Annotated in this window: 34 protein-coding genes; 6 read left to right on the top strand and 28 right to left on the bottom strand. The window is 34.9% G+C overall.

Annotation, left to right across the window (positions count from 1 at the left end):
* Window positions 1-7 precede the first annotated feature (7 nt).
* The 17 genes from RUH74_RS04640 to RUH74_RS04560 all read right to left on the bottom strand — a co-directional run bounded on the left by RUH74_RS04640 (window position 8) and on the right by RUH74_RS04560 (window position 7,367).
* Window positions 8-634, bottom strand: coding sequence for a zonular occludens toxin domain-containing protein (locus RUH74_RS04640; RefSeq protein WP_313799091.1), 627 nt, complete (start codon window positions 632-634; stop codon window positions 8-10).
* Window positions 634-978 (bottom strand): hypothetical protein, encoded by a 345-nt coding sequence (locus RUH74_RS04635; RefSeq protein ID WP_313799090.1) that lies wholly within the window; start codon window positions 976-978, stop codon window positions 634-636. The genes RUH74_RS04640 and RUH74_RS04635 overlap by 1 nt, the downstream gene beginning before the upstream one ends.
* A gap of 59 nt (window positions 979-1,037) precedes the next feature.
* Window positions 1,038-1,439, bottom strand: coding sequence for a hypothetical protein (locus tag RUH74_RS04630; RefSeq protein WP_313799089.1), 402 nt, complete (start codon window positions 1,437-1,439; stop codon window positions 1,038-1,040).
* On the bottom strand, window positions 1,439-1,576 hold the full coding sequence (locus RUH74_RS04625) for a hypothetical protein (RefSeq protein ID WP_313799087.1): 138 nt from the start codon (window positions 1,574-1,576) through the stop codon (window positions 1,439-1,441). The genes RUH74_RS04630 and RUH74_RS04625 overlap by 1 nt, the downstream gene beginning before the upstream one ends.
* 15 nt (window positions 1,577-1,591) lie before the next feature.
* Window positions 1,592-1,867 (bottom strand): hypothetical protein, encoded by a 276-nt coding sequence (locus RUH74_RS04620; RefSeq protein ID WP_396229859.1) that lies wholly within the window; start codon window positions 1,865-1,867, stop codon window positions 1,592-1,594.
* Window positions 1,867-2,352, bottom strand: coding sequence for a hypothetical protein (locus RUH74_RS04615; protein ID WP_313799085.1), 486 nt, complete (start codon window positions 2,350-2,352; stop codon window positions 1,867-1,869). The genes RUH74_RS04620 and RUH74_RS04615 overlap by 1 nt, the downstream gene beginning before the upstream one ends.
* A complete protein-coding gene (locus tag RUH74_RS04610; RefSeq protein WP_313799084.1) occupies window positions 2,352-2,510 on the bottom strand; it encodes a hypothetical protein in 159 nt (52 codons plus the stop codon). The genes RUH74_RS04615 and RUH74_RS04610 overlap by 1 nt, the downstream gene beginning before the upstream one ends.
* Window positions 2,507-3,994: a fibronectin type III domain-containing protein gene (locus RUH74_RS04605; protein WP_313799083.1), complete on the bottom strand. Its 1,488-nt coding sequence runs from the start codon at window positions 3,992-3,994 to the stop codon at window positions 2,507-2,509. Before RUH74_RS04605 ends, RUH74_RS04610 begins: the two co-directional genes overlap by 4 nt.
* On the bottom strand, window positions 3,991-5,337 hold the full coding sequence (locus RUH74_RS04600) for a hypothetical protein (protein ID WP_313799082.1): 1,347 nt from the start codon (window positions 5,335-5,337) through the stop codon (window positions 3,991-3,993). Before RUH74_RS04600 ends, RUH74_RS04605 begins: the two co-directional genes overlap by 4 nt.
* Before the next feature lie 59 nt (window positions 5,338-5,396).
* Window positions 5,397-5,588: a hypothetical protein gene (locus RUH74_RS04595; protein ID WP_313799081.1), complete on the bottom strand. Its 192-nt coding sequence runs from the start codon at window positions 5,586-5,588 to the stop codon at window positions 5,397-5,399.
* A gap of 34 nt (window positions 5,589-5,622) precedes the next feature.
* Window positions 5,623-5,808 (bottom strand): hypothetical protein, encoded by a 186-nt coding sequence (locus tag RUH74_RS04590; protein ID WP_313799080.1) that lies wholly within the window; start codon window positions 5,806-5,808, stop codon window positions 5,623-5,625.
* Between the two features lie 47 nt (window positions 5,809-5,855).
* Window positions 5,856-6,062: a hypothetical protein gene (locus tag RUH74_RS04585; RefSeq protein WP_313799079.1), complete on the bottom strand. Its 207-nt coding sequence runs from the start codon at window positions 6,060-6,062 to the stop codon at window positions 5,856-5,858.
* Window positions 6,062-6,220, bottom strand: coding sequence for a PTS ascorbate transporter subunit IIC (locus tag RUH74_RS04580; protein ID WP_212933930.1), 159 nt, complete (start codon window positions 6,218-6,220; stop codon window positions 6,062-6,064). Before RUH74_RS04580 ends, RUH74_RS04585 begins: the two co-directional genes overlap by 1 nt.
* 14 nt (window positions 6,221-6,234) lie before the next feature.
* The gene (locus RUH74_RS04575) at window positions 6,235-6,390 is read right to left on the bottom strand and encodes a hypothetical protein (RefSeq protein WP_313799078.1); all 156 of its coding nucleotides are present in this window, start codon (window positions 6,388-6,390) and stop codon (window positions 6,235-6,237) included.
* The gene (locus tag RUH74_RS04570; RefSeq protein ID WP_313799077.1) at window positions 6,381-6,518 is read right to left on the bottom strand and encodes a hypothetical protein; all 138 of its coding nucleotides are present in this window, start codon (window positions 6,516-6,518) and stop codon (window positions 6,381-6,383) included. Before RUH74_RS04570 ends, RUH74_RS04575 begins: the two co-directional genes overlap by 10 nt.
* A gap of 5 nt (window positions 6,519-6,523) precedes the next feature.
* A complete protein-coding gene (locus RUH74_RS04565; protein WP_313799076.1) occupies window positions 6,524-6,874 on the bottom strand; it encodes a hypothetical protein in 351 nt (116 codons plus the stop codon).
* A gap of 172 nt (window positions 6,875-7,046) precedes the next feature.
* The gene (locus RUH74_RS04560) at window positions 7,047-7,367 is read right to left on the bottom strand and encodes a hypothetical protein (protein WP_313799075.1); all 321 of its coding nucleotides are present in this window, start codon (window positions 7,365-7,367) and stop codon (window positions 7,047-7,049) included.
* 133 nt (window positions 7,368-7,500) lie between these two features.
* Between RUH74_RS04560 and RUH74_RS04555 the strand changes: the two genes are divergently transcribed.
* Window positions 7,501-8,235, top strand: coding sequence for a hypothetical protein (locus RUH74_RS04555; protein WP_313799074.1), 735 nt, complete (start codon window positions 7,501-7,503; stop codon window positions 8,233-8,235).
* A gap of 377 nt (window positions 8,236-8,612) precedes the next feature.
* Here RUH74_RS04555 and fbpA read toward each other — a convergent pair whose 3' ends face one another.
* The 7 genes from fbpA to RUH74_RS04525 form a co-directional block, all read right to left on the bottom strand.
* Window positions 8,613-8,759, bottom strand: a complete 147-nt coding sequence (gene fbpA / locus RUH74_RS24135) for a Fur-regulated basic protein FbpA (protein WP_396229857.1) — start codon at window positions 8,757-8,759, stop codon at window positions 8,613-8,615.
* Between the two features lie 4 nt (window positions 8,760-8,763).
* The gene (locus RUH74_RS04550) at window positions 8,764-9,180 is read right to left on the bottom strand and encodes a hypothetical protein (RefSeq protein ID WP_313799073.1); all 417 of its coding nucleotides are present in this window, start codon (window positions 9,178-9,180) and stop codon (window positions 8,764-8,766) included.
* The gene (locus RUH74_RS04545) at window positions 9,180-11,537 is read right to left on the bottom strand and encodes a phage/plasmid primase, P4 family (protein ID WP_313799072.1); all 2,358 of its coding nucleotides are present in this window, start codon (window positions 11,535-11,537) and stop codon (window positions 9,180-9,182) included. The genes RUH74_RS04550 and RUH74_RS04545 overlap by 1 nt, the downstream gene beginning before the upstream one ends.
* Before the next feature lie 83 nt (window positions 11,538-11,620).
* Window positions 11,621-11,959: a hypothetical protein gene (locus RUH74_RS04540; protein ID WP_313799071.1), complete on the bottom strand. Its 339-nt coding sequence runs from the start codon at window positions 11,957-11,959 to the stop codon at window positions 11,621-11,623.
* A gap of 38 nt (window positions 11,960-11,997) precedes the next feature.
* Complete coding sequence (locus RUH74_RS04535; RefSeq protein WP_313799070.1) at window positions 11,998-12,192, bottom strand: hypothetical protein; 195 nt, start codon at window positions 12,190-12,192, stop codon at window positions 11,998-12,000.
* 51 nt (window positions 12,193-12,243) lie between these two features.
* On the bottom strand, window positions 12,244-12,555 hold the full coding sequence (locus tag RUH74_RS04530; protein ID WP_313799069.1) for a hypothetical protein: 312 nt from the start codon (window positions 12,553-12,555) through the stop codon (window positions 12,244-12,246).
* Between the two features lie 44 nt (window positions 12,556-12,599).
* Window positions 12,600-12,788: a helix-turn-helix domain-containing protein gene (locus RUH74_RS04525; RefSeq protein WP_313799068.1), complete on the bottom strand. Its 189-nt coding sequence runs from the start codon at window positions 12,786-12,788 to the stop codon at window positions 12,600-12,602.
* Window positions 12,789-12,961: 173 nt separating this feature from the next.
* Here RUH74_RS04525 and RUH74_RS04520 point away from each other — a divergent pair, with 173 nt between their 5' ends.
* The 5 genes from RUH74_RS04520 to RUH74_RS04500 all read left to right on the top strand — a co-directional run bounded on the left by RUH74_RS04520 (window position 12,962) and on the right by RUH74_RS04500 (window position 17,624).
* The gene (locus tag RUH74_RS04520; protein WP_313799067.1) at window positions 12,962-13,288 is read left to right on the top strand and encodes a helix-turn-helix domain-containing protein; all 327 of its coding nucleotides are present in this window, start codon (window positions 12,962-12,964) and stop codon (window positions 13,286-13,288) included.
* Window positions 13,285-13,950 carry a restriction endonuclease gene (locus RUH74_RS04515; protein WP_313799066.1) on the top strand — a complete coding sequence of 222 codons (666 nt, stop codon included), beginning with the start codon at window positions 13,285-13,287 and terminating at the stop codon, window positions 13,948-13,950. Before RUH74_RS04520 ends, RUH74_RS04515 begins: the two co-directional genes overlap by 4 nt.
* Window positions 13,951-14,373: 423 nt before the next feature.
* The gene (locus tag RUH74_RS04510) at window positions 14,374-14,853 is read left to right on the top strand and encodes an ImmA/IrrE family metallo-endopeptidase (protein WP_313799064.1); all 480 of its coding nucleotides are present in this window, start codon (window positions 14,374-14,376) and stop codon (window positions 14,851-14,853) included.
* 27 nt (window positions 14,854-14,880) lie between these two features.
* Window positions 14,881-16,413, top strand: coding sequence for a recombinase family protein (locus tag RUH74_RS04505; protein WP_313799063.1), 1,533 nt, complete (start codon window positions 14,881-14,883; stop codon window positions 16,411-16,413).
* A gap of 338 nt (window positions 16,414-16,751) precedes the next feature.
* A complete protein-coding gene (locus RUH74_RS04500; RefSeq protein ID WP_313799062.1) occupies window positions 16,752-17,624 on the top strand; it encodes a sce7726 family protein in 873 nt (290 codons plus the stop codon).
* Here RUH74_RS04500 and RUH74_RS04495 read toward each other — a convergent pair.
* The 4 genes from RUH74_RS04495 to yhbH form a co-directional block, all read right to left on the bottom strand.
* Window positions 17,600-18,643, bottom strand: a complete 1,044-nt coding sequence (locus tag RUH74_RS04495; protein WP_313799061.1) for a beta family protein — start codon at window positions 18,641-18,643, stop codon at window positions 17,600-17,602. The genes RUH74_RS04500 and RUH74_RS04495 overlap by 25 nt on opposite strands.
* Window positions 18,644-18,851: 208 nt before the next feature.
* Entirely contained in the window at window positions 18,852-19,511 is a 660-nt protein-coding gene (locus tag RUH74_RS04490; protein WP_313799060.1) for a DUF2290 domain-containing protein, read from the bottom strand.
* The gene (locus RUH74_RS04485) at window positions 19,501-21,612 is read right to left on the bottom strand and encodes a DEAD/DEAH box helicase (RefSeq protein WP_313799059.1); all 2,112 of its coding nucleotides are present in this window, start codon (window positions 21,610-21,612) and stop codon (window positions 19,501-19,503) included. Before RUH74_RS04485 ends, RUH74_RS04490 begins: the two co-directional genes overlap by 11 nt.
* Window positions 21,613-21,729: 117 nt before the next feature.
* Window positions 21,730-22,893 (bottom strand): sporulation protein YhbH, encoded by a 1,164-nt coding sequence (gene yhbH / locus RUH74_RS04480; RefSeq protein ID WP_313799058.1) that lies wholly within the window; start codon window positions 22,891-22,893, stop codon window positions 21,730-21,732.
* Between the last annotated feature and the right edge of the window lie 213 nt (window positions 22,894-23,106).

Raw genomic sequence — 23,106 nt, 5'->3', positions numbered from 1 at the left:
ATCACTCCTAAACAACTAACCTTTGCTTTCCTCTGGAAAGATTATGAATCAATTCAAGCTCCTCGAAAAACTTCTCCCCTTCTCTTTCCGTTTGAGGAATTGGGAAGTATTGAACCATATTTTCAGTGTCATACAGATCACATTTCATTATATTTTTTGCTTTGAACATAGGAAGAAATTGCTTATGCATAAATTCACCAGTTTGATAGTCTACAAAATGATACTGGAAGCCTTTATCTCCTATCTTTCTAGCAGTAATAAGCACCTCAACAATCTGCCTTACCCTTGAATCAACAAAGTTTATTGAAGGAGAACAATAGATCTGTACAGACTTCATTTTTCTTGTCATCATCATTACATCAGTGATCACACTTTGCCCGTATTTAGACCATTTGCGGTTACTAAAGGCCAAGTAAGCTTCATCCCATACGCAAATACTACCTTGAGCCTTTGCGACCTCGTACCAGTCTGTAAAGTGTGTCATTGGCTGGCTATCGTACAGATCATAGTTAGAAAAGAGCTTTATATTCGCTCCGTTCCTTTCAGCTTTCATTTTCCACCAATGGGCTAATGTAGAAGCAAGGAATGTTTTCCCTGCTCCTAGTGGGCCTTGAATAAAAAAATGATGTGCCATTACTTCCTACCCCTTTCAGCCTTTTCTGCCATAACAATTGGTTTTGGAGGTTTCGGGATAAGTGCTTCAATGGTTTTAATATAGAAATCAGGATCCGCCACGTACTCTTTCCCTTTCATGATGAATTCTATTAATTTCTTGTATGGATTTGTATCTCCATGCAAGTATGTGTTTTCTCCCATTTGCTGCAAAAGGACGATTCCTTTCAGCTGCACCTCTCTTAGATCCTGGGCATTGCCTTTCATCTCTTCCAGGACTTGTTTTACATCTGATATGTGATTAACCTGTGGGAAAAGATCATCTGATATGGCAGATTGCAGTTTTTCAGCGTTTGTATTTTGCATTTAGTGAACAACTCCCCATGAAAACAACGTTAATTGCGCTGTAGAGCGTTTCTCAAACATTAAGCTCCACCTCCGCAGCTACTTAACCCCATTACGATGAAAGCAATAAATACTAATCCAAACAGAAGACCCTTAGTCCAATCCATTGCAGCTGGCGGCATCGGTGGACGATATGCTGTGATTTGAGTTAAAACCAATGACTGCTCTAATGCTGCTAGTCTTTGTGTTTCAAAAACCGAATCTGCAGGAGCTTTATAGAAAAAGTTTCTTCCCTCTGCTCCTGTTGTTATTTGACAATCATCTATTGGAATTGCGTATTTTCCAGTTACATAGATAACTCCTTCACGAATTTCATCGATTCGTTGTATATCTGATGATTTATTATCATCGTCAAAGACAATCACTATATCATTTGTTTCAGGAAAGAATTCATCTTTTTGCTTTTTAGAACGTCCGAACATTAAGCAATCCCTCTTTTCTGTTTAGGTGTTTTATTATTTGATCTCTTTACGATTTTCCATGTAATTAATCCGATTGTTGCGACACCAGCAGCCGTTCCTGCACCGACAACATACATGTAAAAAAATGCTTCAGCCATACATTATCTCTCCCTTTACCACCACTTAATTCCTTCTTTTGCTGAATAATACAATCTCATAACTGATCTATACAGCAACAGTGAACCCAACAGCACGGTTGATATTAATAGAGAGGAGATTACTAGCTGCCATGCAGCTGGCATATCTCCAAAAACAGATAGATATTTTCCTACATTTAACCCCTGGGCAGTTACTAACCGTACAGCCCTTAATTTTTCAATTCCAAGATCAAGAAATGAAATAACTGGGCCGAAAATATTATCTAGAAACTCCCTGATTTTCTCTTTCATCATTCGCCCCCTACTCTTATAGAGGATATTAATTTGATTGCTCCTACTGCTGTAAACATCCATATAACAAAGAGCAATATATAAGCGATTACATCAATCTGTAAAACAGACAAACTTTTAAAAAGCTTTCCTAGCATTTCTGAATAGCCAGCTGCATCAGACGAACCTCTTGGGCTGTATACCAGGCTTACTAAAGTTTTAGCAAACCCTACAACCAATGCCCAAAGTAGTTTTGCTGTTTCAAACAGAAGCATAAACAATTTTACTGCCAGGACACCGACCTTATATAAGAAATACAAAAGTCCATCTATCAAGGCGTAGATAATTTCAAAGAAACCTATGATTATATCGACTACACCCTGTAATAGTTTTTTTAGTAGATTTCCGACCCACTTGATGCCATCCCAAATCACTTTAAATAGTTTTCCGAATGCATCTCCGAGGATCCCTGCTGATAAAAAGAGAAATGGAGTAATAAACTGCATTACCTCCACCTTCTCTTTTTATCAATTGCCTGGTAGATTAGATCAATAATCCTTTCTGAAAACAAAGCAACCATAAGTACAAAAATCATTGGAGATAGATAGACCATATATTTAGAAAAGATAATGTTTAATACCTCTTGAGTTAACCCTCCATTCATCTGTACATTTTCCTTTCTCTGTTGTATTGAACTGCCTTAACTATGACATTTTTAATTGGTTGGAAGAAGATGATTGCAAGTGATAATAGCAGTATAGGAGCAATGACACCTATTAGGCCCATGATGCTTTTTAATAGGTCTGTAGGGCCAAAAGGTATTTTCCCACCGCCAATCCCCCCTATTCCACCATTCTCACCTGGCCTCGTTGGAGATCCTTCTGTTCCATCCTCTGAAATCGGGACTAGTGTAACCTTTGGATTGTTAAAGATGTCATATTTCATATCCTCTTTTGGAATGAGAATTTGTTTGAGTGAAGCATCAACAATTTTATATTCCTTTCCATTAATTAAAACTTTTACTTTTCCTGTTGTTGGGCTTGTCCAGGTGAAAAGAAAATCGCCATTTTCGTCCTTTTCATAACCACCACCGTCTATTTCTGGAAATAAATCTTCTGGGGTAGTTACGCGAGCAGAAATTCCATTAGACTCCTTATCATCACTTGTTTGCACCGTTAGAGTATATTCGTATGCTGTAGATGGTTTAACGGTTAAATCATTGAAATATGTTCCATTCGTTTCAAATATTTTTGTGCCTGCTGCATAAACAGAAGAACCAAAAATGAAATTTTCTATTTTACTTGTTTTTTTTGTTAGTGTTTCTCGATAAATATTTACATGACTTAAATTTTCCTGCTCTGGAAGCTTCCAAGACAAATTTACTCGCCCTTTACCTGCGACAGCATTTAAACTTCGAATTTCTTCTATTGCCTTTGTTTTTATAGATTGGGATATTCCTGTTGTTTCGAATCTATCAGTGTAGAGAGCAGAAATTTTATAGGTGTAATTCTCATTAGGCTTTATGCTGCTATCTATATATTCTTTGATAGGGCTGTCTACAGTTTTTATCAAAACACCATTTCGATAAATTTTTGTTGCCACAAAATCCAAGTTATCAATAGGAATAGTCCAAGTTAATTTCACTTGATTGTATTCAGCGTTTAATGATAGATTTTCTAATTCTTGATGATTAATTATTCTTGGAGATGCAAATATCATCACCTCTTGTAATGAGTATCCGCCTGAGTTAGTCGTTGGTTGAATTTTTATCGCTCTTACGTTTTTCATATCTATAGGTGTTATATTTGAAGATGGCCAAATTGAGCCAATAAGATTTTCTAAATTTACATCTGAATAAAAATGTACTCTGAAATATCCTAGAGCAGTCCTGTTGTTTGTAACCATCTGGTAGCCTGTCATATCGTATGTTTTATCTAATACGGTTGTATAATACATCGAATTGATAATATCAACATACGTTTTTGTATTATTGTCGGTTAGTGCATAGGTCTTTCCTTTGAGAACCCCTCTATCATTGTAAATATCAAATGGCTTACCAGATAAAATGTTTTCATCCTGAGCAAATACTTTATTATGTGTTGCAAATAATACAGGCAACACTAGAAATAAAACTAATATCTTTTTCATTTAAGATCCCCCCCTGATCCATCCGGCGCACCTGGACTAGGTTTGTAATCTAACATATTTGGATCCCCTCCACTTCCTCCAGGACTTGGCCCATTCCCTAAATCGCCTCCTGGCTTTGGTGCGCTGCCAGGGTCTCCACCAGGACTAGGAGGGGTTGCTCCGTTGTCACCTGGCTTAGGCTGGGATCCTACATCTGGATCTCCTTTGTCTTTAGGATAAGGAAATGGATTGTCTTCTTCTTTTGGTTTGTTTTTTCCCCATTCTCCTGCATCTGTTTCACCGGGTTTCGGATTTTCTGGCGCATCTGGCAGGGCATCCACTGGATTTGTCGAAAGATCAAATCCTCCTGTCGGATCTTCCCTTTCAGGTATTTTAGGGGCTTCATTTTTTATTTTGTTAGCATCGAAGCCTGAATCTTCCAAACCTGGTACATCTTTCATTTCTGGTTCTTTCCCTTTTATTCCACGGTCATCTAATCCTGGTAGCTCTGGTGCTGGTGCTGGCGGATTAGGGGCTGTTCCAAGTAAATCCCCAATATCATCTACTAACTTAGGAACAATTGAATCTCTAAAAGTATCAGCAACCTCTGGCCAATTTGGAGGTGGAGGAATTTTATTTGCTATGTTATCAATTTTCCCCATGTAATCATCCCATTGTGGACATCTAAAAATTCTACATTCTGGATCACATGCTTTAGGTGGTGGGTTTTCTTCGGGATCTGTTCCTCCCCCTCCTGGATCAGTTCCACCGCCCCCATCTCCTCCAGGGTCACTACCATCACCACCTGAACCTCCATCTCCTCCTGGTCCCGATCCGCCATCTGGTGGCTGATTACCTCCACCATTACCTCCATTGGGGGGATTACCTTCTGTTCCGTTTCCCCCGTTACCACCTAATCCATCTGGTTGCTTACCTGTATCCACATAATCCTTTGCGTTTTCATCAAAATCAGATAATCTAACACACATCACATCTCCTGTACCATCTAAATATGTTGTTGTTTGTCCACGTGTCATAAAGCTTAAAACGTTTCCTTGAGCATCTAAAAATTCAATATCGTCCCTTCCTTGACAAGAAAAATCAAACCATATAAAAGAATTAGGTCTTACATCAAAAGTTTGTTGTAAAAATAATGGGTTATTAGGATCAAGAGGTCTCGAAGTGAACCTAATTTGATAAGTTTGATGATCAATATAAAACTGCCAAGAAAACTTTTTCTTGAAATATTCAGAATCGGATGGCGGATAATACTGTCCTGATTGACTAGATGCAGCAAATGCCTGTATCGGTACCATCGATATAAAAACAGCTAGAATCATAGTTACTGTCAATCTCTTCATCAATTGAAATACACCACGCTTTCACCTAACAAAAAAGAGGGATTGCTCCCCCTTTTTCATTTTTACTTACTTCGAGTCGCGGCTGCTGCACGAATAACGTTGATGATTTTTGGAACAAAGATGATTGCTAATCCTAGTAAAACGAAGCCACCGACTACTCCTAATAATCCTGTTGTTGAAGTTAATAAATCTGCTGGTGTGAATGGTAAAGTCACTCCTGAGAAATCGACTGCTGCACCTAATACTTGTGGCATATTAAAGCCCTCCTATTTTTTAAAAAATTTTGAATTAGTTTTTACCGCGAGTCGCGGCTGCTGAACGAATAACATTGATAATTTTAGGAACAAAGATGATTGCTAGTCCTAGCAATACAAATCCCCCAACTACTCCAAGAAGACCAGTTGTTGAACTTAATAGATCTGCTGGAGAAAAAGGCAAAGTTACTCCTGAAAAATCGACTGCATTACTTCCCATTGAGTCCTTACTCCTTTCTTAATAAAATATTTATCTAGTAAAACTAGTTAATACCGATAGACATCATAATCATCGTCATCATCTTTATTGCCCTCGCCTGCAACGGATCCCTTAATTACTTTTATAAGTAATTTAATGGCATCTACACCAAAAAAGATCATGATGACTGGTGCTACGAAGAAGAGGATCCATTTGACGTTATCCCAAAATGCGACCAAATTATTACCGCTTAGAAACGACTGGAATGCTGGCATTAGTTTTTCTGCCTAACTGCTGCTATGACATTCTTCAATAGAATCCCAACAGCGATGATAGCGACAATCAGCATGACAAAAGGAGCTACAATTTTAAGTATGAAGCCGAATGTTCCCCAGAAAAAATCCCAATCAAAAACGTTTGAAAGACCACTCAAATGGCTTCACTCCCTTAACTTGATAGATCCTCATAGATTTTCAATGTGACTAGTCCTAACGTGACAATAATTGACCAGGTTAACAGCATGACCATTACATCTGGGTTTCCAAAGATCACCTTAAAAGCTTGAGCAACGAAGCCACCAATTTGGATGCTTGTTATCTCCATCTGGAAACACCTCTTTCAATGGCTGTATAGATGATCCTAGCAATGGGATAAAGAAGAGCGCAGCTGGCAATGACCACTAAATAAGCGACAAATATATCCTTTGGTGAATAAGCCATCACTGTATACATCCAGCCTACCTCCATATCACTTTTTCTAAGACCATAAATACTAGCAAGGCCATAATCAGAGTTGATAAGACTATATCACCGAGCGTGATTTCATGAATGACATGAATTTCTCCGTCTCCAGTCCTGAATATCGTCTGCTCCCTGTTATCTATAGGAGAAGTCACCACAACGTCAGTAGGAAGAGTGTTTAACCCTTCCGATGCTGTTGGCGGCTGAACGACAGATTCACTAGTACCTTCTGTATCACCAGGCGTTGTTACCCCAGAATCAGCAGTGTTTTCTGTTGTTGATTGATCTGTACTGTCGGATTCAGTTGCAGTATCCTCAGTTATCGGATTTGGTATTTCCTCATTCATTTGCTTCACCTCTTGTTTCGACTATACATGACAAATCTTTCCGGATAATATCCCAAAAAAAATTTTGGGTTACATAGAAAAAGCAGGGAGAAAAAATTCTCCCTGCGCGTTATGAAAGGTATAATCTTGTCTATAAAATTGCAATCTCCTAGACGATAAGCCCGTGCAAAATTTAATATATATTATATATATTGTAGAACTCCACAGGTTCCCTCACGACCCTAAAGCTTTTGCCGTTTGGTGTCTTGCCAGTCTCAAGTTGTTTTAACCAGGCAGCCAAATCCTGCCTTGTGAAACCTAATTTCTTTAATTCTTGTGGAAACTCCTTTTCAAAATCCCAAAGCCATTTCCTCATTCTAAGAATTGCTATAGAAGTAGATCCAAAGGAAAAGATATTCCTTTCACTCTTTGTTGAGTATTGCTGATTTCCGCAATATTCCGTTAAATAAATGTACTGCTTTCCTCCTGCTCGTATCTGGGTTAAATAGGCCATTGGCTTAACACTCCTATCATTATGTTTCTTGTGAAAAATTTCATAATATGGTGTATTTATACCTTTTAGTGCTTGTTTTGATTGTTTAATAACTATACAATTTAAATCAGAATGTATTGAAAGGATGTTATATATGTCCCCACACCAAGTTACTATCACTATTAGCAATTCACTAATTAGTAAACAATTACAAGAAATTGTTAAGGAAATAGATTCAAAATTACCCAATCTCAAATTGCAACCTACTAGTGAACAATTAGAGTCAATAAAATCATTTAGAGAATTGGTAATCAAAGGAAATGAGGTTGAAGATGTATCGCAAATCTCGGAAGCAATTAAAAATTATAAAAATTCCGAGGAAAATTTAATTAATCTATTAAATGAACGTTTTCCTAACATAGATTCTAAAAGATTTATTAAAATTTTTTTTCACGACCCACTAAGTTCAGGAAATTTAGATCTTTCTATTTACGACAATTTGTTTACTTTATTTGAATATAAAAACGGGCATGCTGATTTAAATGCTTCAATAACTGTTGGTAAATCTGTTACTGCAACAAAGAAATTTAAATTTGTTACACCTGAATTTATTGTAAATACACTTACCTCAATTACAATTTCATTGAGTTTTTTCATTGCATCTACGTTGACTTCAAATACTGACCAATTGATTAAGCATGAGGAAAAAATGAAAACAGAAATCGTTAATGAATTGGAAAATCATCAATTAATTATTTACACGGAACTTAAACAACAAGGTGAAATTTCAAAAGGCGAATTAGAAAAAATAGAATTAGAAATAAATAAATTAATTGAAAACCAAGAAAAAACAAATACTAAAAACAAACAACTAAATATTTCTGAGTAATTTTTTATCAATAGATTTTCTAAAAATCTCAAGCAAGGGACTCCCACAACATTTGGCACCATGAAACTTGCTTGGGAAACTCAATGTATATTTTGTTAATCAAATTTTAAATTCATGTATAAATTCTGCTGAATTTGAAATTTCTTTTCTATTATATTCATATGATTCACTAACAAATTGAAATCTGTTTGTTTATCGTCTGCATAATCTCTCAATTGCGAAACAACCTATTCAATAAATTCCTCATAACTTAATTAAAACCGCACCCTTTCGCAATAGCCGCGCGTGCATAATCTAATATATATTTATATATTTAAATACTGCACACATTGCTACTATTGTTATATTTCCTTATATTGAATCACCTCCTCGATCTGCTACTCCACTATTAAAATATTCTTCAATTCCGAAGTAGATAGCTCATACAGCTTCCGTCTATCTAGTATTTTTGTGTAACCTAATGATATGAACTTTTCTATCAATTCATCTTTAAAACTCTTCTTTTCTCTTCTGGTGTTCCTCACTTCCTCACCCCACCTTCCTCTTTTTGTTGAGCCAGTTTATAAAACCTGCTGCTTCATCAAATGCCCTTTGGAAAGGCACGTTAAGAACGATTGTTTTCGTCTTGTATGGCTTTGTTTGGTCTGGGAGAAAGTTAGCCCTCCAGGAGGTTGCTTTATCGTTAGGAAGGCGCTCAATGTACAGGAATGCTCCCCTTCCGTATCGGTATTCATAGAGCATTCCATGATGATAAATAAGGAACCCTATTCGTCTGGCTGCTTGGTTCTCATCCAATCTTTGAAGTAATGAAGGTTTATGCTGCTTAATAAGTTCTTTCAATTCTGCATTTAATATGTCAGGGGCATAGACAAGCTTTGTTTTATTGTCTATTTCTTTTATTTCTATATTTAAGTGATACATTGTGTTAAGGAGTTGAGTAATCATTAAATCTCCTCCTCGATTACCCTAGAGTTACTTTTTGAATCAAAAGTTACCCTTAGTGACCCTGTTTCTAGGTTCATTTCATTTTTTCTCTCTATGGGGGGGATACTAGAAAATGAGTCACTTTGGGTAACTAGGTAACTATTAGGTAACTTGTCCTTATAATCGTTCACCAAACCGATACCGAAAAAGAAGGTTCTGTTACCTGTGGACTTTCGTTTTGAGAATCCTTTCATTTGCAGCCTGTTGCTAAATGCACGCTGTTTCATTGGATATTCTCCATTTTCCTCTGCCCATTTCATGTATTCCTTATGAATATCATTCACAGCTACTTTCGCTTCTGGCATTACTACACAGCATTCATCTAAGAAGTTGGATAAAAGATCCATTTCCTCTTTATACTCGTCAGTAGCAGCTTTTACTTCTTCTGGTTCGCCTAATCCCTCTTGCTGCCATTTCATGCAGCCTTCTACTGCCCATCGTAAAATGCCTGGAAGCTCTGCTCTCAATTTCTCTGGCAGCTGCTTGTCCACTTCTTCCTTTGGAACAGTGTAAGTAAATGGGATAAGACGGATCCGTCTCCAGATCCCTTCATCATCGCCCTTTACAATCGGCTTATGATTCGTGGTAAAGAAGATCTTGAACTCTGGAATAAACTCAAAAAATTCTTTTCTTAGAAATCGTGCAGTAATTGGCTCCCCACCTGTTAACTGCTTAATGAGCGATTCAGAAAGCTTTTGTCCATCTTCTGATTCGACTGCTGACACAAAGCGCGCTCCATGTAAGCGAGCAACGTCATTATTAATCCCGTTGTCGTTCATCTTGGATGTGAATGTGTCACTATTCGTTTGCTTACCATAATCACCTAGTATTTCTTTTACAATATTGATGAAAGTAGATTTCCCGTTTCTTCCAGTTCCCCACAGAAAGAATGCGACTTGTTCACTTGTGTCTCCAGTAAGCGTGTAGCCAATAGCTTTTTGTAAGAAATCGATTAGATCCTGTTTCACCTCACCATTTTCATTTTTCATGATGCTTTGCAAGAATGAGATCCATGTCGGGCATGATGCAGCTGCATCATAGCTAATATGAGTATTCTTTGTCATAAGGAGTGAACGATCATGCGGTAGAAGTTCCCCGGATTTTAAATCAACAACACCATTTTTACAGTTAAGCAAATACCCATTTTGATTTAATTCATCCTGGCTTAATGGCAGCATCGCCTGCGCCCTTGAAATACTATTAAGGAAAACTGAACTCTTTTCACTGGACTGCGCCCACTTCACGATTTGACTCCTGCGATCCATATCTTCTTCTCTGGTCGCTTCCCCATACATTTCACGAAAGGTCTTAATCGCGATTCGTTCAATCTGCCTTTTTTTGTCCTCTATCCATGTGCTACCATTCCACAGCAGCCATTCTTCAAACTCGATGCAATACTTTAAATTCTGTCCGTTCCTATGTACAAGCCTTTCAGCATTACCCATTTCAGTTAGATTGAATTTGGGCTGTTTTTTCTCTGTAGCATGCTGTACAGGTGGCGATGTGGTAGGTGGTGGTGCTGAACCATACTCTTTTCCACTTGGTTGACGCTGTAAGGCACTTTTCAACGTTGCTACGTATTCTGAATGATCAAGTGGCGGAAGAAAGAAATAGCGATTCATGAAGCTAGTAATCTCGTGAATCTCGTTCTGGTCATAGCCGAACTCGACAAGGCGGCAAGCATGTCCATACATAGCATTGTTGCGGCCGCCCTCAATCATTGGTACAGGAAAGGGACGGCTATTTTTATTCAGTATTTTCAACCGCTCAAAGTAAATAGGCATTTCAGAGAGCTCACCATCATGCAGTCGAACCCACTCACGACCCTTTGTATTTAACGAGGGAAGCACGATCTGTCCACGCTCTGCAAGGCGGTAATCACCAACACAACCACATGCCATTAATACCATTGAACCCTGCTTACTTACCTTGTCATTATCTTTGAAAAAGAACTGATACCCTCTTACCGTCCTAATTGCGTGGAAAGCTAGCTGATCTTTTATCAAAGCTTTATAAAGTATTTCCCCTTCCTCTGGATCATCTATATCAACAACGATATAACCCTTAGGAATGACAAGACCTGTCCACCCACCATCTTTAAGCCAGGAAAAGGAATCATTATTTGAAAGTCCTGGCTGATCCATTTCCTGCCATCCTTTATGGAATGGGCGTTTAGCAGTTTTATACCTTTTGCTATGATCCTTCTCTTTATTAAAAGCAGAATAACCAAATAATTTAATAACTTTAATTGGGCTGGATGGAAACAGCCGATTTAAATCGACTGATTCCTCTATAGTTTGTGCTGCAAGCATCGGCATATTCCTTTCCCATTTGATTCGCTAGTTTTTTTCTGCTAAACTAGCATTAACTGAATTTTTATTTGTATATTTGCAGTAGGCTCTTAGGCTTGCTGCCTTTTTTTATCTAGTTCGCGATATAATGCTGTATTATGATATTTTTCAACCGCATTTTTCTCTTCGTTTTTCAAAAAAGAAGCACTTTTAGCAAAATCTATCTTTATACCTCGTGCTTTCATTTCAATTACTACGTCTGTAAGCATTTGAAGTCTCTCACTTCTTGTCTTCCTATTCTTCAAACGCTTGATTAAAAAATTCAATTCTTCCATTTCAAGTTTGGCAGATTCATAATCATCACTTTGGATGGCATCATATAAGTAAATTGCTGCCTTCAAAGCGTTTTTCTTCAAAACTCCATCATTTTCTAGATTTTTTGCTTCCATTTGAACAATTCAACCCCTTAAAAATGATATGTTTATAGTTAGGAATATTTTTCTAATTTTGCTGTCACTTGCGATCTCAGACAATCATGTGCTGCCTGGGCGATCTCACGTAAAACCGGATTTCCTTTATCCCATTCAGTACGGAAAAATTCTTTTCGTTCCTCCTTAGTCATATCCGCCAATGGAGAATTAACAATCACTTTTGCATTTCCAAAGATGAATTCTTTAGCCAATGAAGATCCCTCCCTTATTTAAATATATGTAGTACTTTTAACTGGACTGCCCTAGTTTCTAAACCGAATCTTCATGGCCTCAAAAGCCAGTTTTATATTATTGCTATCAAGAGAATCAAGGTCAGCAAGATTAAATTTATTTCTTTCATTGAATAGATGCAGTGCTAAATTTAGCATCACCTTTTCAGAAGATGACCATGGTGCAGCATACCTTCTCAATGACTGAATTTTTATCGTTTCATCTGACATATCGAAAAAACGAGTATTAAAGCAGCTATTAAGCTTTGGGTGATTTTTAAACAAAAAAATTAATGCTCCCCAGTAGCGATCTTGGGTTAATGCATCAGGAATGGTATTTGACATTTGAATTACTCCTTTCAGAGTCGTTTATGTTTCAATTCGTTACATTAATTCTCAAAAAAAATTGTCCATTTAAAACCAATTACACCGGCAATTTTCTTAGCTACATCTACACTGGGGTTACGGGTTCCATTTTCAATCATTGTATAGTAGGCCCTTTGTATACCAGATTGTGTTGCAACCTCTTCATGAGTGAGGTCTAATAATTCTCTTTTTTCTTTAAGCCACGTTCTCAAACAAGGATCCTCCTTCCATTGTAACGATTTGAAACATTCTATAACTTTATAATAGTATCACTTCGTTACTAAGTCAAGGATTTTTATTGAATAAAGTATCTTTTTGTTACATATATTAAAAGTAACTAATCGTTACTGTAATATTAAGTATATAAATAAAGAGGTGAAGCCTTTTGTTAAAAGAACAACTTGTTAAATTAAGAAAAAAACATAAAAAAACACAAGAAGACATTGCTAAAATTTTAGGTATTACCCGACCAGCTTACACTGCTTATGAATCTGGAAATAGGCAACCTGACTATGACTCCTTGATCAAACTTGCTCAATACTACGATGTATCATTAGATCACTTACTCACTGGAAAAGAAAAAGAGAAAAATAATAATGAAAACTTATTCTTTTTCGATATGGAAGGTCTAACAGACGAAGAAATTGAGGATATAAAACGTCACATTGAATATGTGAAATGGAAGGCACAGCAGGAGCGAGGAAGCAAATGACAAAGAATCAAAAAATAAGTTTTGCTAGTTCGGTTAGCTTGATATGGATGTTTTGGCTAATCACAATTCAGGATAATATTAAAGCGATGATTCCTCCTACAGAAAATATTTACATAATGATTGGAAGCATTTTAATTAGTGGAGTACTCATAAATTTATTTGTATTTAAAATCTTGCCTTCAAAAGAAAAACATCAAAACCGACCTAAACAGAAAAAGGATTTATCAAAAACATCAAAGATGGTTTTAGATAATGCATTAAGCGACAAAGAACTATTAATGACAAATGTTGATTCTCTTTCTGGGGAAGACTTCGAAAACTTGATGTTTTTATATTTCAAGGACAAAGGCTTTAAACCAGAGCGTACTCCTAGGACGGGAGATCACGGCGTGGACCTTGTCATAATTGACCCTAAAGATGGGTTTAAAATTGCTGTTCAATGCAAACGTCACAAGAAGAATATTGGCAATGAACCTATCATTAAATTAAATGGTGGTAAAAAATTTTACGGTTGCCAAGGTTCGTTATGTATTACAACAAGCAACTATACAGAAAAAGCAAAAGAATATGCTAAGGAATGTAAAGTTGAATTGTGGAATGGTTTACACGTGCAGGACAAACTGTCTAACTGGAAAAAACAAAAATTAAAAAGTATTTCATAACATCCCAAAATTAATTTTGGGATGTTTTTATTTTCCTATATAAATTAACATCATGGTAAAAGTATGGACGGTGATTTCAGTGGTTGATTTTTCTGGAATAAGTTTACCCTTTCATGTTGGGACATTATAAATTCTGCAATTAGGTTACTAGGTCTATTAGTCGGATTTGTACTTTTAGGTTTAATTATCTATTTTGTCTCTCTAATTATTGGCATCACAGCAAAAAACTTTAGCCACAATAAACTTATGCAGCTATTAAGAATTATCAAGTCAAATGGTATTCTGGGATAGAAGATCATATTAAAGACAAAACAATATACAGAAACCATACGTAGTTTATGAACTAGACAAGTTAAAAACTTGTCTTTTTTGGTTCTTGCATACAGGAACGTTTGTTCCTATAATAAAGACGAGGTGATTCTTTTGTCCTATGTCTACATACCCTTCCCCCTGGACAGCTGGGTATCAAAATTCTTAAAAAGATTGGGGATTAACACACCAGAGGATATTGATGAAAGAAAAATTGCTAGAATGCTAAGTATTCACTTGAAATATTCGGATAGACGAAGTTATTCAATAGAGAATGGAAATTTTAAATTAATTAACATAAATAAAAATTTAGATAAAGATCTACAGCGTGAAGTCTTTTATCACGAGCTTTGTCATATACTGCGTCATGCTGGAAGTCAGTTGCAAATGCCTTTAACATGGCGAGAATTACAGGAATGGGACGCTGAACACTTTACAAGGTATGCAGCTATCCCCTTTCATATGCTGGGTGCAGTTGATTGGAAAAGCCATAATATCATTAGTGAAATGGCCTCAATTTTTAAAGTATCAGAAGAGGTTTGCGAATATCGAGTAGAACATATCCAGCGAAACATGAAGTTAAAAAGCCATTAATATAATAAGTTGAGGGGGGATCTATACATGAATAACCTCGATGCTTTTGCTTATTTAAGAAAAAGCCGAAAAGATATTGAAGAAGAGAAAAAACATGCGGAAGCTGGCCAACATTACAATACACTAGATCGTCACCGCAGCCAGCTATTAGAACTCGCAAAACTCAAAAATATTCGTATTGTAGAGATATTTGAAGAAGTCGTATCTGGTGAGTTTATTTCAGAACGTCCAGAAATGCAAAAAATGCTGCGAGAAGTGGAAATGGGTTCAGTTGATGCCATTCTCTGCATGGATTTGGATAGATTAGGTCGTGGGGACATGGTAGATCAAGGAACAATTTATCGCATACTAAAAAACTCAGAAACTGTCATAATAACCCCTACCGAAATCATTGACCCGCAAGACGAAAATCAGGAATTGACCTTTAGCATAAAGTCTCTTATTGCCCGTGAAGAATTAAAAACCATTGTTAAACGGATGCAGCGCGGACGTAGGCAATCTACAAAGGAAGGAAAATCTATTACAAGAAAGCCGCCATACGGCTATTTAAGGGATGAAAATCTTCGTCTATATCCGGATCCTGTCACTAGTTGGGTAGTTGAGTTAATTTTTAATAAGGCTGCCAATGGGGTAGGCCAAAGAACAATAGCAGAAGAATTAGATCAGTTAAATATCAAACCTCCTGAATCTGATCAGTGGGAACATACCACCGTTGGAAGAATCCTTAGAAATGAGGTCTATATTGGAAATATTATATGGGGAAGGGTTAACCATATTAAAATTGACGGTAAATATCAAAAGAAAAAGTTACCTAGAGAAAACTGGCAGATCACTGAAAATGCACACCTTGCTATTATTGATAAAGACTTATTCTTTAAAATTAACCATGATTTGAAGAAGCGCTGGCCAGTTCCATTAGCAAGGAATTGCGTACTATCAAATCCATTAGCTGGTATAGTAATATGTTCTAATTGCGGAAAAACAATGATACGCTTCCCAAGACCAGACCGTCCAAATGATATGATTAGATGTAGCAATCACAAGTGTAAGGGAATTCAAAAAGGAGTATCTTTTGCATTACTTGAAGAAAAAATAATTCATACTCTTGAGAATTTTATTGAAGAGTTTGAATTACCAAAGGAAGAAAAGAAAAAGGGGAAATCCTTAATTAAACTAAAGGAAAAAGCACTTTTTGGACTAGAGAAAGAAAAAAAAGAAATTGTAGTACAAAATGAGAATATCCATGAACTCTTAGAAAAAGGAATATATAATATTGAAACATTTTTACAAAGGCAAAGGGTAATTAAAGAAAAACTTGAACAGGTTGAAGCTAAAATTACTGATTTAAGATCGGAAATTGACTGGGAATACAAGCAAAAAGAAGCCAATGTAACCTTACTCCCAAGAATAAAAAATGTCCTGGATGTATATCACACTACAAGTGATGTTGAAAAGAAAAATAAATTATTAAAAACAGTTATTGAAAAGGTGATTTTTACAAGAAAGAAAGAATGGACAAAGCGTGATCAGTTTGAAATAGAACTTTATACAAGAATTTAAAAGTATATCTCATTTATGTAGTGCTGGATTACGTACCTTCCTTCTAGCATTAGCAATTGTTTCTTAGTTTTCCCTTCCTGTGGTATTTAATGAAATACTATTAGTACTGACATAAGTTAAAAACTTCACATTTAGTAGCAAATATATAATATCTAACTCCTGATCCAATTAGCTTAAACATTAAAATCACTGTCCTTTCCGTTATATTAGATGAATTACCTAAAAGCATATCATTGTAAGAAAAAATACCTAGATGAAGGATATTTGATTAAAATATAGAAATAATGTGGGAAAAGCTTTATAATAAGAAAGGTTTTGTAAAGGAGGGAAAAAAACTCTTGTTAAAGGATTGTATAGAAATTATTGAAAATTGTCTTAAGGAAGATGAAATCAGTAAAATTTCCCGAACCCTTTATGGAATGTATGACCCTTTTCTATTAGATATAAAAATTTGGTCTATAATTGAAGAGAACTTGCCTAAAGAAATTTTTAATAAAATAAAACATTTTAGAAATACTTTAGTTGGACATTCAATTATTAATGAATTAGTAATAAAATATTTCCCAGGAGAAATAACAATAAAATATAATTTTATTAAAAAATATCTAAATCGAATCAATGAAATTTCCACCTTTGAATTAAATGTTGGATCCAGTAGACTTGATATAGGACGTATTAATGGTAAGTCTATTGCATACGAAATTAAAACGGAATTAGATACACTAGATAAGTTAGAAAAACAAATAAACGATTATAGTAAAGTTTTTGAGTATATTTATATAATAATTCATCCATGCCATTATAAAAAAACTATAGAAATGATACCAAATTACTGCGGAATAATTACATATAACCTTTCTAAAAACAGTTGTAGATTTCATTTCAAAAAGAAAGCTTTAAAAAATAATTATATTGATCCTAAAGAACAAATTATTACCTTAACAAAAAAAGAACTTAATTGGGCATTAAAACAATTAGGAGAAATTACCTTTCCAGAAGATAGAATGTTATTAGAAGAATATATATTAACAAAATACTCACAAAATAAAATCAATACCCTCTTTAAAAAGATTTTAAAGAAAAGGTACAATGAAAAATGGGAGCACCTTTGTGAAAATTTTGTCCAAATAATGCCTATCGATGTTCAGTCATTTTTCTCAACACAAGCAGACCCTTATTGGGTGTATTATAAAAACTCTTCCATTGTATGAAGGTAATGACCACATGCAAAACCTTTCCATTCCGGTTGGCTATTACCTTTTTTTATTTTTTTTCTAATATTTATTATGTTCTTACAACCTAAACAGTTTGTACGGTGATTTCTATTAAATTCATTCCAAACATTTGAAGAAGTAACATTTGGTACAACAATTTTTTCAAAAGTTTCAGCTTGATCTCTTACACCTTTAAATCCAAAATATGAATTGTCATTCCACGAATACATAACATACCCTGGGCTAACCATCCCTCCTTTTTTCAATTCATCCTTTTTTACGCCACAGTAATCCCCAAAAGCCGAAAATCCTAAATCATTAAAGTCTTTCAAAAGACTATTATCCGCCTCTTGTACAATTTTCCCTTGATTTAAATTTACATTTGTCAATGTTCTTGGTATAGCAGATCTAATTAATACACTCTTACATAATTTCGAATTAGCAAGATCCTGAACTTGATTATATAACTTCCTATTATCTGGAAGTTCATGTGATGACTCATCAATATCAAGTAAAATAATATCATTTTTCTTGATGATACTTTTTATTTCAGTAATTGCCTGTCTAAAATGTAAAGGATACAACCTAAAGGAAACTTGATCATAGTATTGTCTTAAATATTGCTCCTGAGAATTCATATAACCATTTACAAAAGGCGAGTTTGGATTATAAGTTATAACAGGGATAATTTTATCTTTATTGTTCACTAATCTTGCATCTGATAGAAACTTTACCCTCTTAAGTGGATCTGCCAAAATTGGAGTTAAGAAGTCACGTACAGTTTTAATAGTTGCATTTCTTAATTTTAAATACATTGGAAAATCCAACATAACCCTAGTGTTTGATTCATTAATATCATTTATTAGTTGTTGAATACTATCTGACTTACTGTTGCTAGTGGGCTTTTCAGTAACAACCTCTATTAAAGGAAGTATCTTCTCACTTATTAAGGTAGAATTTAATGCCTTTCTTTCCTGTGCTCTATATCGAAATACTGGAACATATTTAAAATTCAATAGGTTACTTCCTCCCTTGTTTCATTAATCAAGGTGCTCCCATCTAAAATAGTACAATAGTATTATATAATTAGATAGGTTAATTCGGAATAAAATGATAAATCTGTAAGTTTTTAATATATTTACCATTAATACCTTAAATATAAAAACCAGAGGGCTGCTAAGGCTAAATACATCATTAAAAAAATGCCACTTAGGTGGCATTTTTTTATACTATATTAAAATGTAATACTTTTTCTTCTTTTAACGTAATTGTTTTATCATATTTTGTGGTACTGTTTAGATTTAGTGAAAAACGTTTATATATAGTAGAATAAAAATTGCGAACAATAAAATCAACAAAAGTTAGCGGAGATAACGGACTTAGAACTGGAATTCTACAATTTTTATACTGACCAAAAGTTACATGTGATTTTGCATGCTCAACTTCAATATGGATATTATCATCACGACAATAGTCAAACCTTATTGGAACAGGAACTATACTTTTGGAAAGTATATCAGCATACAAATCCTCCTTTGTATATATTTCAGGATCATTTTGATAAGTCTCAAGATTATGAGAAGGGAAAAATGCTAATCTATGAGAATACAGCCCTTCTTTATCAAAAGTATACATTATTTGGATTAATGCTCCATCAATCATCTTAAAATTAAATAATTCATTCTTTTCTAATTCATCATATATATCTCTATAGCTTATATTTTTTAATGCTATAGAGATATTATCAGTATTTCCCCAATCAATTGTTATTGAACCATCTCTATTTTGCTTTAACTGAGGAAAATTTTCTTTTACACTTAATCCAAGGGCTATAACTTTATTTGTTATTTCACTTATCTCCTTGATTGTTACTTTAGGATTCATTAGTTAACAATCCTTTCAACGCTTCTCTAAGATCTTCTGGTAAGTCCTCCAAATAAATTTCGCCTTTTTGTATTGAAATAATTACATCGGTTAGGCTACCAATTGTATTTTCTAGCTTTTTCTGAACATCCTTTGTCATATCTCTATTAACAATGTTTAGCTTTTTCCTCTCCTCCTCTGTAGGATATTTAAATGATAATTCAAAATCATTTTCTTTAATGGTCTCAAATTCATCGACAAGTTTATTCATTGCTTCTCCGTAACCAGAAACCCTTACCCAAGCTTTGCTACGAGTTATCCCGGTAAATAAAATATTTCTTTTTCTAGCAAGTTCTAATCCACCGAAACAATTCTGTCCGTTTATCACATATATCATTCCAGCTTCATTGCCCTTTGCTCTATAAATTCCCGTAAAGGTGATAGAATTACTTTCAACAAATATATCGGGATTAGCTGCACCTGCTATATGTGACCCTATCCCCATTTTATATAACTTTCCTCGAATACTTTTTACAGCTTCTTGTGTAGTAATTGGATCAGTATGTATTACCATAATATCTTGATATCTTAGTTCATCTTCTGTGATATTTTTTCTTATTTCATCAGCAATCCACTCTGCCTGCTCTTCATCACTTTTAAAACTTTTAAAAATAATTAGATCATCAATAGGAGAATGATTTTCTAAGAAAGGTGGACTAGAATTAAGATTTCTAGCTAAAGTAACATTTTTACCTTCCTTAAGTTCACCATCGATAACATCATATCCAACTTCCTTCCACAATGTTTCATTTCCAAACATTTGGACAATACCTTTATCACGATAAATTCCAAATCCTAGAGCATGAGCTGAAGCTAGTAAAGGTCTTGAATTTCTATAACAAACATCTAAAATAATATCTTCTTTTGGTTTCTCTTTTTCATTTTTCAATTGCACTCTTGGCTTATTATTTTTCCCTACTCCAAATATTTCTTCAGGTGAGGGCATTGTATTTTTATTTAATGACTGAAGTTCATCATAAGCAAAAATTAAACGTTTAGGGTTTTCCAAAATTTCATAGCAAAGTAATAAAAATTCCTTTGAAAAATCTTGAGCTTCATCAACCAGAATTACATCATACATTGGAATGAATTCTTCGATATCTTTTAGAGCCTTTTTACAAACGGCCTTAAAATAATCATTATTAAATGTTAGACTCTTTGCAGAACCAAGGTCATAATATTCAATCCCATGAACTTTACAAAGATTATAATAAATCCCTTCAGAATTAGGGCTCCCCCATGCTTGAATAATTTTTATTTTTTCCCAATTTGGTTCGTCTCTTTTATGTTCATATGTAAACCTGGTGATTAAATCTTCAAATTGCTTTTTTAATGCTCTTGTATTAAATGTAACAGCAATATTCCAGTCAGGATTTTTAGCATGTAAATATGCAACTTTTAGTGCCAACACAATAGTTTTTCCCGAACCCGCAAGTCCTCTAATTCTTTGTGGACCATCTACTGTTTCAATCACTGCAGCACTTTGATTATGATCAAGATTAGCAATCGAATCTTCCAATCTTTGTAACTTTGCCCCTCTAGAATTTTCCTTCTTTACATTTTTTCTTTTAGGTGATGTTCTTATTTTAGTAATAGCCTGTATAGCTTGAAGTAAATACTCATAATATTCCTTATTACTCCATTGTTGGTCATCTAAAAATTTATCTAAATGTTCATATTTAGTTGCCTCATCAAATTCCCTATCTTTTTCCGACATATTTTTCCATCCAGAAGCAAATGTTACAACACCTATTTCAACCATTAAATCTCTTCTTTTATGTAATGTCTTATAATCTGTTAATTTTGATTTTACTTTGTTATACAGCTCATCCCTAATATCAGATCGATTCTCAACTTTAATTCCTTCACAAAGATCAAAAATTACAACCCCATGTTGTTTTGAAACTAACATAGCATCAATATTAATTGCACCTTCGACACTTCCAATTATAGGATATCCTAAGTAGAGTATGCCATCAATCTCTGCTCTTTCTTCGAAGTATTCTATTAGGCTCTTTACTGAAGCATACTTCTCAGAAGCCCCTCTTATAACTTTTACCATTTTTATAATACCTCCCAACTAATGTTTATTAATTAATTAAAAAACACTATTATAATTCATATTTTAACCTATTTTTTAATTTGATAATGTAACAAAAAAAAAGAAGTAAAATTTAAATTACTTCTTTCTCTCGTTACTATTAAAAAACCTTCTTAATGCATTGAAAATATCACTCTTTTGTTTAATAATATACTTTCGAAATTTTTCATCAGTAATATTTCTAAATGCATTCTGGAGAGATGATGCTCTGTTGTATTGATTTACCTCCCCATACCCAAACATATTCGATACCTTCATCAAATCTTCAACAAGCTTTACACAGCGTGCATTGTCTGAGGTTAAGTTGTCACCGTCTGAGAAATGGAAAGGGTAGATATTATATTTCAGAGGGTTGTATTTTGCATCAATAAGTTCGAGGGATTTACGGTAGGCAGATGAACAGATCGTTCCTCCGCTTTCTCCCTTTGAAAAGAAATCGTCCTCTGATACGACTTTTGCTTCCGTATGATGGGCGATAAATTCGATTTCAACCGTTTCATATTTTGTTCTTAAAAATCGGGTCATCCAGAAGAAGAAGCTTCGAGCCATATATTTTTCCCAGATTCCCATCGAGCCGCTCGTATCCATCATCGCTAACACGACTGCTTTTGAATCTGGCTTTATTACTTCATTCCACGTTTTAAATTTTAAATCTTCCTGATATATCGGATGGAAACTAGGCTTTCCCGTCATTGCGTTTCGCTTAAATGCTGTCATCATCGTTCGCTTTTTATCAATATTTCCCATTAGACCTGTTTTACGAATATCATTAAACTCAATGTTTTCAACAAGGTTCTCAGCTTGCTCTTTTCGCTTAAGATTAGGCAGCTCTAACTGCTTAAATAGCGCTTCTTCAATTTCCATTAAGGAAACTTCTGCTTCAAAGTAATCTTCTCCAGGCTGGTCGCCTGCACCTTGCCCTTTTCCAGGTCCCTTTTGGCTTGCTGATCCATCACGCGCCACGACATCACCAATTTGACTGTCTCCATCTCCTTGGCCAACATGTTTGTTTTTATCATAATTATAGCGAATTTTGTATTCGTCCAATGAACGAATCGGGATTTTTACTACTTCTCGACCATTCGACATCACTATACTTTCTTCAGTAATAAGATCGGGTAAATTATTTCGAATTGCTTCCTGTACTTTTTCCTGATGGCGCTGCTGGTCATCATGGCCTTTGCGATGGAGGGACCAATCTTCTTGAGAAATTACAAATTGATGATTATTAGCATCGGTCATTTTATTGCCCTCCTTCTATTTAATTTTCACGCACACATTGAACTAATCAACATACAATATCGAGAGTGTCAATCTGCAATCATCCATAACTCTAAAACCCCGTTTGCCGACTTCAATCTTTTCAATGATTTTAACAAACCCTGGACAACTCTAGTCCATTTAGTGTTTATTACTCTATCCTATGCAAGAGCCAGAAATAATTTACACATTATT

The sequence above is a fragment of the Cytobacillus sp. genome, from assembly GCF_032154635.1.
In the GTDB taxonomy this organism is placed as follows: Bacteria; Bacillota; Bacilli; order Bacillales; family Cytobacillaceae; genus Cytobacillus.
The sequence above is the reverse complement of the archived record's forward strand: the minus strand, read 5'-3'. Positions and strand labels throughout refer to the sequence as shown.